This window comes from Streptomyces californicus, assembly GCF_000717645.1.
GTDB lineage: Bacteria > Actinomycetota > Actinomycetes > Streptomycetales > Streptomycetaceae > Streptomyces > Streptomyces californicus.
On the sequence record NZ_JNZZ01000017.1, the window covers coordinates 79,966 to 93,501 of the forward strand.

Below are 13,536 nucleotides of genomic sequence, written 5' to 3' on the forward strand. Positions count from 1 at the left end.
GCTGAGCGGGACGCGCTGTCCGGCTGGCGAAGGAGACCGGGAGGCACGGGGCGGACGGGTCACGCGGTCTTGTGGATTAGGTAATGGGCATGTCAAATTCTTTCTCGGTACGTCCCCACACGTCACCTCAGAAGGAGCTCCCCCCATGAGACGCAACTCCCGTGCGCGCCTGGGCGTTTCCCTGCTGCTCGTCGCCGGCGCCCTCGGCCTCGGCGCCACCCCCTCCACCGCCGCCGACGCCCCCGCCGCCGCCCCCTCCGCGATCCCCTCCCCGTCGGCGTACGCGCTCGACGCCGCCGTGGAGCGGCAGCTCGGGGCCGCGACCGCCGGAAGCTACCTCGACGCGAAGACCGGGAAGCTGGTCGTCACCGTCACCACCGACCGGGCCGAGGAGCAGGCCCGCGCCGCCGGAGCCACCGTCCGCCGGGTGGCCCGCAGCGCCGCCCAGCTCGACGCCGCGATGGACACCCTGGAGGCCGAGGCGAAGATCACCGGCACCTCCTGGGGTGTCGACCCGCGCACCAACCGGATCGCCGTCGAGGCCGACTCCTCCGTCTCCGCACGAAACATGGCCCGCCTCGAAGCGGTCGCCGAACGGCTCGGCGGCGCGGTCGACGTCCAGCGCGTCCCCGGCGTCTTCCACCGCGAGGTGCTCGGCGGCGGCGCGATCTACGGCGGCGGAAGCCGCTGCTCGGCCGCCTTCAACGTCACCAAGGGCGGGGCCCGTTACTTCGTGACCGCCGGACACTGCACCAACATCTCCGCCAACTGGTCCGCCTCCTCCGGTGGTCCGGTCGTCGGCGTCCGGGAGGGCACCAGCTTCCCGACCAACGACTACGGCATCGTCCGCTACACCGACGGCTCCTCGCCCGCCGGGAACGTGGACCTCTACAACGGCTCCACCCAGGACATCTCCTCCGCCGCCAACGCCGTCGTCGGCCAGGCGATCAAGAAGAGCGGGTCCACCACCAAGGTGACCTCGGGCACGGTCACCGCCGTCAACGTCACCGTCAACTACGGCGACGGGCCCGTCTACAACATGGTCCGCACCACCGCCTGCTCGGCCGGCGGCGACAGCGGCGGCGCGCACTTCGCGGGCTCCGTCGCCCTCGGCATCCACTCCGGCAGCTCCGGCTGCTCGGGCACCTCGGGCTCGGCCATCCACCAGCCGGTCACCGAGGCGCTGTCGGCGTACGGGGTGACGGTGTACTGAGCCGCACCTCGCACGTGGTGAACCGTGTGCGAAGACGCCGGCCGCACGGTCTCCGTACGCGGTGAACCGTGTGCGGAGTCGCCGGCCGTACGGTCTCCGTTCGCGGTGAACCGTGTGCGCAGACGCCGGCCGTACGGCTTCCGTGCACGGCGACCGTGCACCGAGGCGCCCGCCGTACAGGGTGACGGCAAGCGCCCACCCCCGGTGATCGCGCCCGCCCGGACCATCGGCCCCGGTCCGGGCGGGCGCGCGTGTGCGGCAACGAGCATGGAGCGCGAGCGAAACTCGCTGTCGGGCGGGTGAGCGGGCTGGAACGCTGTCGCCATGGACTCGAACCCCGCCGTACGGATCGCCCACACCTGCGACCTCACCCCCGCCGAACTGGCCCGCGTCCGCGACCTGCTCGACGCCGCCTTCGAGGGGAACTTCGACGACGACGACTGGGACCACGCGCTCGGCGGCATGCACGCCCTGGTCCTCGATCCGTACGGCCGCCCGATCGCCCACGGCAGCGTCGTCCAGCGCCGGGTCCAGCACGCGGACCGCTCCTACCGCGTCGGATACGTCGAAGCCGTCGCCGTCCACACGCTGTACCGCCGCGAGGGCCTGGGCCACCGGGTGACGGCGGCGCTGGAGCGGGTCATCGACACGGCCTACGACTTCGGGGCGCTGTCGGCGTCCGACGAGGGCGCGGCCCTCTACGCGGCACGCGGCTGGCAGGTCTGGCCCGGCAGGCTCGCCGCGTTCGGCCCGGCGGGCACCGTACCGCTGCCCGAGGAGGAGGGCAGCACCTACGTCCGCCCGGCGGCCGGCCGACCCCTGCCCGACCCCTGCCACCCGCTCCACTTCGACTGGCGGGACGGCGACGTGCTCTGAGCGCGCCACCCGTACGGCTCCCGCGCCACCCGTCCGGTTCCGCCGAGGAGGCTTCTCCTCCACCGCTGTGACCTGCGGTGACGCTTCGGCCGTCTCAGATAGTAGGAAGTCCGACTAACTGTAGAGACAGGACGGCTCGACTGTCTTAACTTGGTAGGAGCCGAACGCATCGCTCGATCGAGCGGCTGGCGGATGCGGGCGCGCGCCCCGAAGCAGGCAACCCCTGCGGCGTACGCTCCCCGCCCCTTCCGGCGCCTCGAAATCCGATCCCGGCCCCGGCGCCGCACCGCGATGTGCGGCCCGTTCCCGGCATCCACGCGATCAGCGATCTCAAGGAGTCGATCCATCATGGCCAACGTCACCACCCGCCGTGTCCGCCACGCCTCCCGCCAGGCCGACGCCGAGCGCAAGAACGCCGCCGCCGCCCTCCAGCGCGCCCTGGACCGCCGCGACAACGGCGGCTCGACCGGCCACTGAGCCGCCCCGGGCCCGCTCCGCCCCGTCGCGCCCCGAAGGGCGCGCGGCGCGCACACCGGGCCGCACGCCCCGGACGGTCGGTGCGGGCGGGGTCCGAAGCGCTCCGGCGCATCCCCCGCCCGCTCCGGCCCCCGCCTCCTCCGGCACCCGCCCGCTCCCGGGCTCGTCCACCCCCTCCAGCACTCGCCCGCCCGTACCCCGAACATGCATGCGCTCGTCCGCATGATGGACATCGGATGTCATGGGGTGGGACGCACCGTTAGGCTTCCGGCATGTCTCGCAGCATCGATCTCGCAGTGATCCCCGGTGACGGAATCGGCCAGGAAGTCGTGGCCCAGGGGCTCAAGGTCCTCAACGCTGTCCTCCCGCAGGACGTGAAGCTGGAGACCAAGGAGTACGACCTCGGCGCCCAGCGCTGGCACCGCACCGGTGACACCCTCCCGGACGCGGAGCTGGAGGCCCTCAAGGAGCACGACGCCATCCTGCTCGGCGCGATCGGCGACCCGTCGGTGCCGTCCGGCGTCCTGGAGCGCGGGCTGCTGCTGAAGCTGCGGTTCGCCTTCGACCACTTCATCAACCTGCGCCCCTCCAAGCTCTTCCCGAACACCGCGACCCCGCTCGCCGGCCGCCCCGACATCGACTTCGTCGTCGTCCGCGAGGGCACCGAGGGCCCGTACACCGGCAACGGCGGCTCGCTGCGCACCGGCACCCCCGCCGAGGTCGCCACCGAGGTCAGCGTCAACACGGCGTACGGCGTCGAGCGCGTGGTCCGGGACGCCTTCGAGCGCGCGGCCGCCCGCCCGCGCAAGAAGCTGACGCTGGTCCACAAGAACAACGTCCTCGTCTACGCCGGCCACCTGTGGAAGAACACCTTCGACCGGGTCGCCGCCGAATACCCGCAGGTCAGCACCGACTACCTGCACGTCGACGCCGCGACGATCTTCTTCGTCACCCAGCCGGAGCGCTTCGACGTCATCGTCACCGACAACCTCTTCGGCGACATCCTCACCGACCTGGCCGCCGCCGTCACCGGCGGTATCGGCCTGGCCGCGTCCGGCAACGTCAACCCGACGGGCGCGTTCCCGTCGATGTTCGAGCCGGTCCACGGCTCCGCCCCCGACATCGCGGGGCAGGGCAAGGCCGACCCGACCGCCACGGTCCTCTCCGTCGCCCTCCTGCTGCGCCACCTCGGCTACGAGACCGAGGCCGCGCGCATCGAGGACGCCGTCTCCGCCGACCTGGCCGAGCGAGGGGGGCACCTCCCAGGCCCTGCAGGCTCTGGGGGAGGGGCCGCCACGCGTACGACCGACGAGATCGGCGACGCCCTCGCGGTACGTGTAGCGAGCTGACCCGACGACTCCACTTCGAAGCCGCCGGGTCGCGACAGCGCCCGGCGGCTTCACCTGTGCGGCCCCCGGGTGCCACCATCGACCTCAGGACCGCATTCACGCCATTTCGTGCACGGCCCCTCGCAAGCGATAATCGAACGCGGGGCCGTGGCTCGCGGTGAAGCTCGGACGTCCTAGGACCTGACCGGAAAGCGTCGGGCCGAGACGGTGTGAGCGCGGTCCATCACACACAAGATTGGTGAAGGACACGCACTCATGACGACGCCCACGATCGAGCTCAAGCCCTCCTCGAACCCGCTGTCCGACGCGGAGCGCGAGGCGATCCTGGCCAACCCGGGATTCGGCCGGTACTTCACCGACCACATGGTGACCATCCGCTGGACCGAGGGCCGCGGCTGGCACGACGCCCAGCTCGTCCCCTACGGCCCGCTGTCGCTGGACCCGGCCAACATGACCCTGCACTACGCGCAGGAGATCTTCGAGGGGCTGAAGGCGTACCGCCAGCCCGACGGCTCGGTCGCCTCCTTCCGCCCCGACGCCAACGCCCGCCGCTTCCAGCGCTCGGCCGCCCGGCTCGCCATGCCCGAGCTGCCCGTCGAGACGTTCATCGCCGCGTGCGACGCGCTGGTGCAGCAGGACAAGGCGTGGGTCCCGGAGCACGGTGGCGAGGAGTCGCTGTACCTGCGCCCGTTCATGATCGCCGCCGAGGTCGGCCTCGGTGTGCGGCCGGCCAACGAGTACCTCTTCCTGGTCATCGCCTCGCCCGCCGGCGCCTACTTCCCCGGCGGCGTGAAGCCGGTCTCCATCTGGCTCTCCGAGAACCGCGTCCGCGCCGTCCCCGGCGGCATGGGCGACGCCAAGACCGGCGGCAACTACGCCGCCTCCCTCCTCGCCCAGGCCGAGGCCGCCGAACACGGCTGCGCCCAGGTCGCCTACCTCGACGCGGTCGAGCACAAGTGGGTCGAGGAGCTCGGCGGCATGAACCTCTACTTCGTGTACGCCCAGGAGGACGGCACGAAGAAGATCATCACGCCGTCCCTCACGGGCTCGCTGCTCGCCGGCGTCACCCGCGACTCCCTCCTCAAGGTCGCCCGCGACCTCGGCTACGGCTCCGAGGAAGGCCGCGTCTCCATCGACCAGTGGCGCGAGGACACGGCGAACGGCAGCCTCGTGGAGGTCTTCGCCTGCGGCACCGCCGCCGTCATCACCCCGGTCGGCCTGGTGAAGTCCGCGGGCGGCGAGTGGACCCAGAGCGGCGGCGAGCCCGGCGAGGTCACCATGAAGCTGCGGGACCGCCTTCTCGACATCCAGCGCGGCGTCGTCGAGGACACCCACGGCTGGATGCACCCGCTGGGCTAGCCCCTCCGCGCACCGCGACCGTCAGGGCCCGCATACACCGGTATGCGGGCCCTGACGGCATGACCGGCCCACGGGGACAGGCATCGGCAACGGGCCGCCCTCAGCCGACCTCGTCCTCGACGCCTCCCCGCAGTCCCCATGCGTCCAGGCCGGAATAGATCACCGCGCTGCGGCCCCGCGGGAAGGAGAGGGCCCGGGCCTCGCCGGTGTAGACCGCCACCAGGGAGTCGGCCCCCCGCCACCAGGTGTCGGCCAGGCCCCTCACTTCGCGCACCGGTTCGAACCCGTCCAGCACGACGTCGTCGACGTCGTCGCCGGTGACCGTGGTGATCTGCCGCGCCCACCGCGACGCGTGGCGGGTCAGGGCGAGCGCCTCCACCCAGCCCTCGACGTCGGCGTGGAGAGGCACCCACAGGTCCGTGCTGATGCCGAACTCGCCGGACGGGCCGATCCTGAACCCGTACGGGACCGCACTCCGCTGAACTCCGGCCTCGAACGACCAGCCCTCGGAAGCGGAGCCTTCGGGGACGTCCGTCGCGAAGTACTTCGGGCCGCCCTCGTACCGGGACGCGGGCGGGAGGACCAGGCCGCCCCAGCGTTCCTCGAACGCCGCCATCCGGTCGACGACCGCCGCCGGAACGCCCCGCTCCAGCCATCGCCGCCGGTGGTGCTCGGCGCGCCTGATGTCGGCTCTGACTCCGTGGCCCCGGACGAACGACCGGGCTCGGAGGGTCAGACCGTCGGGCACGTCGTCGAAAAGATCGAGGTTCATCGGAAGGACGCTACTGAGCGGCTCGGGCAGTGCGTCCTTCGGCCCCCGTATTCCTGTCCATCCCGTCTCCTCGCCGCATGGCACCCCGGGCATCCGTGCTTCGGCCGCTCACTTTCTCGATCTCCGCTCAACCCGGCAGGCCGCGTCAGATCGGCGATTCGCGCTTTCCAGTTAGAGTGGTGTTCAAACACCCCTACCTGGAGTGCCGCCATGTCCCTCACCCCCGCCCCCTTCCGCATGCCCCCCGAGTGGGCCCCGCACGAGCGCACCTGGATGGCCTGGCCCGGGCCCAACCCCACCTTCGCCTCCGACGCCGAGCTGGACGAGGCCCGCCGGGCCTGGGCCGCCGTCGCGCGGGCCGTACGCCGCTTCGAGCCGGTCACGATGGTCGTCGGTCCGGGCCAGGAGGAGGGTGCCGCGGCCCTGCTCGGGCCCGACGTCGAGCTGGTCGTCCGGCCGCTCGACGACGCGTGGATGCGGGACATCGGCCCCACCTTCGTCACCGACGGCCGCACCCTCACCGCGGTCGACTGGACGTTCAACGGCTGGGGCGCGCAGGGCTGGGCCCGGTGGGAGCACGACCAGCACATCGCGCGGGCCGTCGCCGAGGTGGCCGGAACCCCCGTCGCCTCCTCCCCGCTCGTCAACGAGGGCGGCGCGATCCACGTAGACGGCGAGGGCACCGTCCTGCTCACCGAGACCGTCCAGCTCGGCCCCGAGCGCAACCCCGGCTGGACCAGGGAGCGGGTGGAGGCGGAGGTCCACGCCCGCCTCGGCACCGAGAAGGCGCTCTGGCTGCCCCGGGGGCTGACCGGCGACTACGGGACGTACGGCACGCTCGGCCACGTCGACATCGTCGCCGCCTTCGTCCGCCCCGGCACGGTCGTCGCCCACGTCCAGCCCGACCCGGCCCACCCCGACCACGAGGTCAGCCGGGAGCTGCTGGCCGTCCTGCGCGCCGCGACGGACGCCAAGGGCCGCCCGCTGGAGGTCGTGGAGGTGCCCGCCCCCACCGTCCTGCGCGACGAGGACGGCGCGTGGGTCGACTACTCCTACATCAACCACTACCTCTGCAACGGCGGCGTGGTCCTCTGCGCCTTCGACGACCCGCGCGACGAGGAGGCCGCCGCCATCTTCCGCGGCCTGTTCCCGGACCGTACGGTGACCCTCGTCGACGCCCGTACGATCTTCGCCGGCGGTGGAGGCATCCACTGCATCACCCAGCAGCAGCCCGAGATCTGACGGGCGACGGCCCGCAGAGGGGCCGAGGCGCCCGAGGAACCCGAGGAATCGCCGCACCATGACCCCCGCCCCGCGCCGCACCCACCAGGCCGCCCCGCCCCGCGAGGACGTGCTCGCCGCCGTCATGGCCACCGTCGCCGAGCGCGGCCTCGACGGGCTGACCATGGCCGGGCTCGGGCGGGCGGTCGGGATGAGCAGCGGCCACCTCCTCTACTACTTCCGCACCAAGGACGAGCTGCTGCTCCAGACCCTGGAGTGGAGCGAGAACCGCCTCGGCGCCGAACGCCGCGCCCTGCTCGCCCGGCCGGAAGGCGTCCGGGAGCGGCTGGAGGGGTACATCGCGCTCTACCTGCCCGCCGGCCACCGCGATCCGCACTGGACGCTCTGGCTGGAGGTCTGGAGCCGCTCCCAGAACGCCGACGACGAGGCCCGCGCCCGGCAGGCCGCCATCGAGGGCGCCTGGCACCGCGACCTGGTGGCGCTGCTGGCGGAGGGCGTCTCGCGCGGGGCGTTCCGGCCGGTGGACGCCGACCGCTTCGCCACCCGGCTGCGGGCGCTGCTCGACGGCCTCAGCGTCCACGTGACGGTCGGCATCCCGGGCACGGGGCGGGAGCGGGCGCTCGCCCAGGCGGCGGAGTTCCTGGACGAGACGCTGGAACCGGGGCCGCGTCCGGGCGATGCGACCGGCGTCACGACCGCATCCTGAGACGCCGCCGTCACGGAGCGCACGCTGTGCCAGACTGCTGCCGTGTCCTCGTTCGTCATGATTATTGGCAGCAGGCGCGCCGGTCCGCAGTGACCGCCCCGTACCACCCCGTACGGCGCGGCCATCGTGCCCCAGACCCGCGCGCAGACCTCTCGCACCCGCGAGGGGTTTTTTGTTTTCCGGTCCGCACCCGGGCCGGGACGGCGCGCGCGGGATGATGGGGGCAAGTGGAACCAGATCGTCCGGTCCACTCATCCGACAGGAGCCAGATCAGCATGACCACCAAGGCCAACGCCACCGACGACAGTTTCCATGTCTTCGACACCACACTGCGCGACGGTGCTCAGCGTGAGGGCATCAACCTGACGGTCGCCGACAAGCTGACCATCGCCCGTCATCTGGACGACTTCGGTGTGGGGTACATCGAGGGCGGCTGGCCGGGGGCCAACCCGCGCGACACCGAGTTCTTCGCCCGCGCCCAGCAGGAGATCACGTTCAGGAACGCCCAGCTCGTGGCGTTCGGCGCGACCCGCAGGGCCGGTGGCAGCGCGGCCGACGACCCCCAGGTGAAGGCGCTCCTGACGTCCGGCGCCCCGGTGGTCACCCTGGTCGCCAAGGCCCACGACCGCCATGTCGAGCTGGCCCTGCGTACCACCCTGGAGGAGAACCTGGAGATGGTCCGCGACACCGTCTCCCACCTGCGCGAGCAGGGCCGTCGGGTCTTCGTGGACTGCGAGCACTTCTTCGACGGCTACCGCGCCAACGCCGCGTACGCGAAGTCCGTGGTCCGCGCCGCGTACGAGGCGGGCGCCGAGGTCGTCATCCTCTGCGACACCAACGGCGGCATGCTCCCCGCCCAGATCCAGGCCGTCGTCTCCACCGTCATCGCGGACACCGGCGCCCGGCTCGGCATCCACGCCCAGGACGACACCGGATGCGCCGTCGCCAACACCCTGGCCGCCGTGGACGCCGGGGCCACCCACGTCCAGTGCACGGCCAACGGGTACGGCGAACGGGTCGGCAACGCCAACCTCTTCCCCGTCGTCGCCGCCCTGGAACTCAAGTACGGCATGACCGTGCTGCCCGAGGGCGCGCTCGCGGAGATGACCCGCATCTCGCACGCCATCGCCGAGGTCGTCAACCTCACCCCCTCCACCCACCAGCCGTACGTCGGCGTCTCGGCCTTCGCCCACAAGGCCGGGCTGCACGCCTCCGCGATCAAGGTCGACCCCGACCTCTACCAGCACATCGACCCCGAGCGGGTCGGCAACACCATGCGGATGCTGGTCTCCGACATGGCCGGCCGCGCCTCCATCGAGCTCAAGGGCAAGGAGCTCGGCATCGACCTCGGCGGCGACCGCGCCCTGGTCGGCCGGGTCGTGGAGCGGGTCAAGGAACGCGAACTCCAGGGCTACACCTACGAGGCGGCCGACGCCTCCTTCGAACTCCTGCTGCGCGGCGAGGTCGAGGGCCGGGCCCGCCGCTACTTCCGTACGGAGTCCTGGCGGGCGATCGTCGAGGACCGCCCCGACGGCACCCACGCCAACGAGGCGACCGTGAAGCTGTGGGCCAAGGGCGAGCGGATCGTCGCGACCGCCGAGGGCAACGGCCCGGTCAACGCCCTCGACCGGGCGCTGCGTGTGGCCCTGGAGCGGATCTATCCGCAGCTCGCCAAGTTGGAGCTGGTCGACTACAAGGTCCGCATCCTGGAAGGCCGTACGGGCACCGAGTCCACCACCCGCGTCCTCATCACCACGGGCGACGGCACCGGCGACTGGGCGACCGTGGGGGTCGCCGAGAACGTCATCGCCGCCTCCTGGCAGGCGCTGGAGGACGCGTACACCTACGGGCTGCTGCGGGCGGGCATCGAGCCCACCGAGTAGCACCGCGACGGCACCCTGCGGCGAGAGCCGCCACCCGGACCCGGGTGGCGGCTCTCGCGCGTTCAGGAGTTGAACGGACAAGGCCCGCCGCCTGCACGGGAGATGAGACGGGGTCAATTGCGGCGTGAAGTATTGACGGCACGGAATCGGCGCGGTTGACTCCAGCCGCACCATCGGCGCCCGTGGGGGAGCCGGCTCCGAGGCCGTCCCCGGCCGCCGCGCGGTCCACGGGCGGCGCGCACCCGGGTGGGCCGCCGGCGCCGTTCCGCCCGGCTGCCACCGGGCGGGGTCACGGGTGTGCTCGACTGCGTCGAGCGGCCGGGCGCCGTCCACGGCCGGCGCCGCCCGCACCCGCGTGCCCCAGGACGGCGCGCGGCGGCACCGCGACACGATCCACCCCGTCGTCCCGCGTGCCGCGTCACCCGAAATCCCGTACACCGCCCGGATCTCCGCCCCTCCGCCCGTCAACCCTCCGCCCCTCCGACCCGAGATGAGAGCGCTCTCACCCATGCCCCGCATCCCGTACCCCCGCGCCCGCAAGGGCAGAAGCAGACCCGCGACCGCCGTCCTCGCCGCCGCGGCCGTCCTCGCCACCCTCCTCGCCGGATCGGCCACCGGCCCCGCCGCGGCGGCCGCCGACGAACCCGCCCCCGTCCTCGTCGACCGCTTCGAGGGCGAGGTCCCGCTCGGCGGACAGCCGCCCGCCGACGCGATCTTCACCTGGGGCGGCGGCGCGGCCGACCACCCGAAGCTGAAGCTGACCGAGCGCGCGGACGCCCCCGAGGGGGAAAAGGTCCTCGAAGGCTCCTACGACATCAGCTCCTACGGCGGATTCAGCCACGAGTTCGCCGTGGCCGCGCCGCCGCAGAACTGGACCGCCCACCAGGGCATCCGCTTCTGGTGGTACGGCCAGAACACCGCGCCGCTGCCGCCCGGTTCCGGCAAGCGGATCAACTTCGAGATCAAGGACGGCGGCGCCAACGGCGGCGCGTCCGAGCTGTGGACCACCTCCTTCACCGACGACTGGGAGGGCTGGCACCTGGTCGAGATCCCCTTCGCGGACTTCGTCTACCGGACCGACTACCAGCCCGTCGGCGGCATCGACCAGATCCTCGGCCTGAACGAGATGTGGGGCTACGCCGTCACCCTGCCCGGCGGCGCTCCCGGACAGTTCGCCATGGACGCCGTCGAGCTGTACGGCAAGGCGGAGCCGGCGCTCACCACGAGCCTCGTCACCGACACGGCCGTCCGCACGGTGAAGAACGGCGGCAGCGCCGACATCACCCTCTCCGTCGCCACCACCGGCTCCGCGCCCATCGGGGAGCCCGTCACCGTCACGTACGCCACCAAGGGCGGCACGGCCGAGGCGGGCAAGGACTACACCCCCGTCACCGGCAGCCACACCTTCCCCGCCGGCACCGCCTCCGGCACCAGCCACAAGGTCACCGTCCGCACGGCGAAGGCGGCCAGGGCGTCCGAGGCGAAGACCGTCCCGCTGGAGCTGACCGTCACCGGCGCCAAGGCCCCCCGGGAGAACCCGCAGGTCGTCATCGACGCCCACGGACTCCCGTACCAGAACGCGAAGTTGCCGGTGAAGCAGCGCGTCGCGGACCTGGTGGGGCGCATGTCCCTGGCGGAGAAGGCCGGCCAGATGACCCAGGCCGAGCGCAACGCGCTCCGCGCCCCCGGGGACATCGCCGCCTACGACCTCGGCTCGCTGCTCTCCGGCGGCGGCTCGGTCCCCAGCCCCAACACGGCCGCCGCGTGGGCCAAGATGGTCGACGCCTACCAGCTGCGCGCCCAGGCCACCCGCTTCCAGATCCCGCTGATCTACGGCGTGGACGCGGTGCACGGCCACAACAACGTCGTGGGCGCGACGATCATGCCGCACAACATCGGCCTCGGCGCGGGCCGCGACCCGAAGACCGCCGAGAAGACCGGTGCGGTCACCGCCAAGGAGGTCCGCGCCTCCGGTGTGCCGTGGGACTTCGCCCCCTGCGTCTGCGTCACCCGCGACGAGCGCTGGGGCCGCTCCTACGAGGCGTTCGGCGAGGACCCGGCGCTGGTCGAGGCCATGGAGACGGTCATCCAGGGCATGCAGGGCAGCCCGTCCGGCAAGGACCTCCACCGCAACGACAAGGTACTCGGCAGCGCCAAGCACTTCGTCGGGGACGGCGGCACCGAGTACGGCTCGTCCACCACCGGCTCGTACACGATCGACCAGGGCGTCACCAAGGTCACCCGCCAGGAGCTGGAGGCGGTCCACCTCCCGCCGTTCGCCGAGTCGGTGAAGCGCGGCGTCGGCACGATCATGCCGTCGTACTCCTCGCTCGACATCACCGGTGACGACCAGGGCCCCGTGAAGATGCACGCCCACGGCGAGATGATCAACGGCGTCCTCAAGGATCGCATGGGCTTCGAGGGCTTCGTCATCAGCGACTACCAGGCCATCGACCAGATCCCCGGCGACTACGCGAGCGACGTCCGTACGTCCGTCAACGCCGGGCTCGACATGATCATGGTCCCGAACGCGTACCAGGACTTCACCAGGACGCTCAAGGACGAGGTCGCGGCGGGCCGGATCAGCCAGGCCCGGATCGACGACGCGGTCGCCCGCATCCTCACCCAGAAGTTCCGCCTCGGCCTCTTCGAGAAGCCGTACGCGGACACCACCCACCTGGACGAGGTCGGCTCGGCCGCCCACCGCGCCGTCGCCCGCGAGGCGGCCGCCAAGTCGCAGGTCCTGCTGAAGAACGACGGCGCGGTCCTGCCCCTCAAGCCGAACCAGAAGGTGTACGTCGCCGGGTCCAACGCCGACGACATCGGCAACCAGGCCGGCGGCTGGACCATCAGCTGGCAGGGCTCCTCCGGGAAGACCACCGCCGGCACCACCATCCTGGAGGGCATGCGGAAGGCGGCGAGGAGCCCCGAGTCCGTCACCTACTCCAAGGACGCCTCCGCCGCCACGGACGGGCATGACGTCGGCGTGGTGATCGTGGGCGAGACCCCGTACGCCGAGGGCCTGGGCGACGTCGGCAACGGCCACGACCTGGAGCTGACGGACGCCGACAAGAAGGCGATCGACACGGTCTGCGCCGCCATGAAGTGCGCGGTCCTCGTCGTCTCCGGCCGCCCGCAGCTCCTCGACGACCGGCTGGGCGACATGGACGCGCTGGTGGCGTCCTGGCTGCCCGGCTCCGAGGGCGACGGCGTGGCCGACGTGCTCTACGGCAAGCGCGCCTTCACCGGACAGCTCCCGGTGACCTGGCCGAAGTCGGAGTCCCAGGTGCCGGTCAACGTCGGGGACCGGGACTACGACCCGCAGTTCCCCTACGGCTGGGGCCTCACCACCCTGCGGAAGCCCCCGGCCGGCGGCGAGCTGACGCTGGCCGCCCTCGGCGTGGCCGCCGAGGTCGCGGAGAAGGCCAAGCTGGGGAAGACCCCGGCGGGCAAGGCGATCGTGGACCAGGCCCGGCTGCTGGTCCAGCAGAAGATCGGCGGCAGGTTCACCCAGGCGGTCTCCAAGCCGTTCGCGGAGGCGGACCACCTGCTGCTCACCGGTGACCTGACCGGAGCGGTGGCCAAGCTGCGCACGGCGTACCGCGCCGCCTAGCACCCCGCGGTACGCCGCTGCATACGGCGTACCGCGCCGCGCGGCA

At 72.3% G+C, this 13,536-nt stretch carries 10 protein-coding genes; 9 read left to right on the top strand and 1 reads right to left on the bottom strand.

Going from position 1 to position 13,536, the window contains the following annotated elements:
• The first annotated feature begins 145 nt into the window (after window positions 1-145).
• From IF19_RS0122695 to IF19_RS0122715, 5 genes are all read left to right on the top strand, one after another.
• Window positions 146-1,213: a S1 family peptidase gene (locus tag IF19_RS0122695; RefSeq protein ID WP_030277859.1), complete on the top strand. Its 1,068-nt coding sequence runs from the start codon at window positions 146-148 to the stop codon at window positions 1,211-1,213.
• 324 nt (window positions 1,214-1,537) lie between these two features.
• Window positions 1,538-2,089 carry a GNAT family N-acetyltransferase gene (locus IF19_RS0122700; RefSeq protein ID WP_030117158.1) on the top strand — a complete coding sequence of 184 codons (552 nt, stop codon included), beginning with the start codon at window positions 1,538-1,540 and terminating at the stop codon, window positions 2,087-2,089.
• A gap of 348 nt (window positions 2,090-2,437) precedes the next feature.
• Window positions 2,438-2,566: a hypothetical protein gene (locus IF19_RS1000000138700; RefSeq protein WP_093900664.1), complete on the top strand. Its 129-nt coding sequence runs from the start codon at window positions 2,438-2,440 to the stop codon at window positions 2,564-2,566.
• Between the two features lie 272 nt (window positions 2,567-2,838).
• Window positions 2,839-3,915: a 3-isopropylmalate dehydrogenase gene (locus IF19_RS0122710; protein ID WP_030117157.1), complete on the top strand. Its 1,077-nt coding sequence runs from the start codon at window positions 2,839-2,841 to the stop codon at window positions 3,913-3,915.
• A gap of 255 nt (window positions 3,916-4,170) precedes the next feature.
• On the top strand, window positions 4,171-5,274 hold the full coding sequence (locus tag IF19_RS0122715) for a branched-chain amino acid aminotransferase (RefSeq protein ID WP_030117156.1): 1,104 nt from the start codon (window positions 4,171-4,173) through the stop codon (window positions 5,272-5,274).
• Between the two features lie 100 nt (window positions 5,275-5,374).
• Here IF19_RS0122715 and IF19_RS0122720 read toward each other — a convergent pair whose 3' ends face one another.
• A complete protein-coding gene (locus IF19_RS0122720; RefSeq protein ID WP_030117155.1) occupies window positions 5,375-6,046 on the bottom strand; it encodes a hypothetical protein in 672 nt (223 codons plus the stop codon).
• Between the two features lie 210 nt (window positions 6,047-6,256).
• Here IF19_RS0122720 and IF19_RS0122725 point away from each other — a divergent pair, with 210 nt between their 5' ends.
• The 4 genes from IF19_RS0122725 (at window position 6,257) to IF19_RS0122740 (ending at window position 13,490) form a co-directional block, all read left to right on the top strand.
• Window positions 6,257-7,288, top strand: coding sequence for an agmatine deiminase family protein (locus IF19_RS0122725; protein WP_030117154.1), 1,032 nt, complete (start codon window positions 6,257-6,259; stop codon window positions 7,286-7,288).
• A 58-nt stretch (window positions 7,289-7,346) separates the two neighbouring features.
• Window positions 7,347-7,994, top strand: a complete 648-nt coding sequence (locus tag IF19_RS0122730) for a TetR/AcrR family transcriptional regulator (RefSeq protein WP_030117153.1) — start codon at window positions 7,347-7,349, stop codon at window positions 7,992-7,994.
• Between the two features lie 275 nt (window positions 7,995-8,269).
• The gene (cimA, locus tag IF19_RS0122735; RefSeq protein WP_030117152.1) at window positions 8,270-9,877 is read left to right on the top strand and encodes a citramalate synthase; all 1,608 of its coding nucleotides are present in this window, start codon (window positions 8,270-8,272) and stop codon (window positions 9,875-9,877) included.
• A 508-nt stretch (window positions 9,878-10,385) separates the two neighbouring features.
• The gene (locus tag IF19_RS0122740; protein WP_030278000.1) at window positions 10,386-13,490 is read left to right on the top strand and encodes a glycoside hydrolase family 3 protein; all 3,105 of its coding nucleotides are present in this window, start codon (window positions 10,386-10,388) and stop codon (window positions 13,488-13,490) included.
• Window positions 13,491-13,536: the final 46 nt, after the last annotated feature.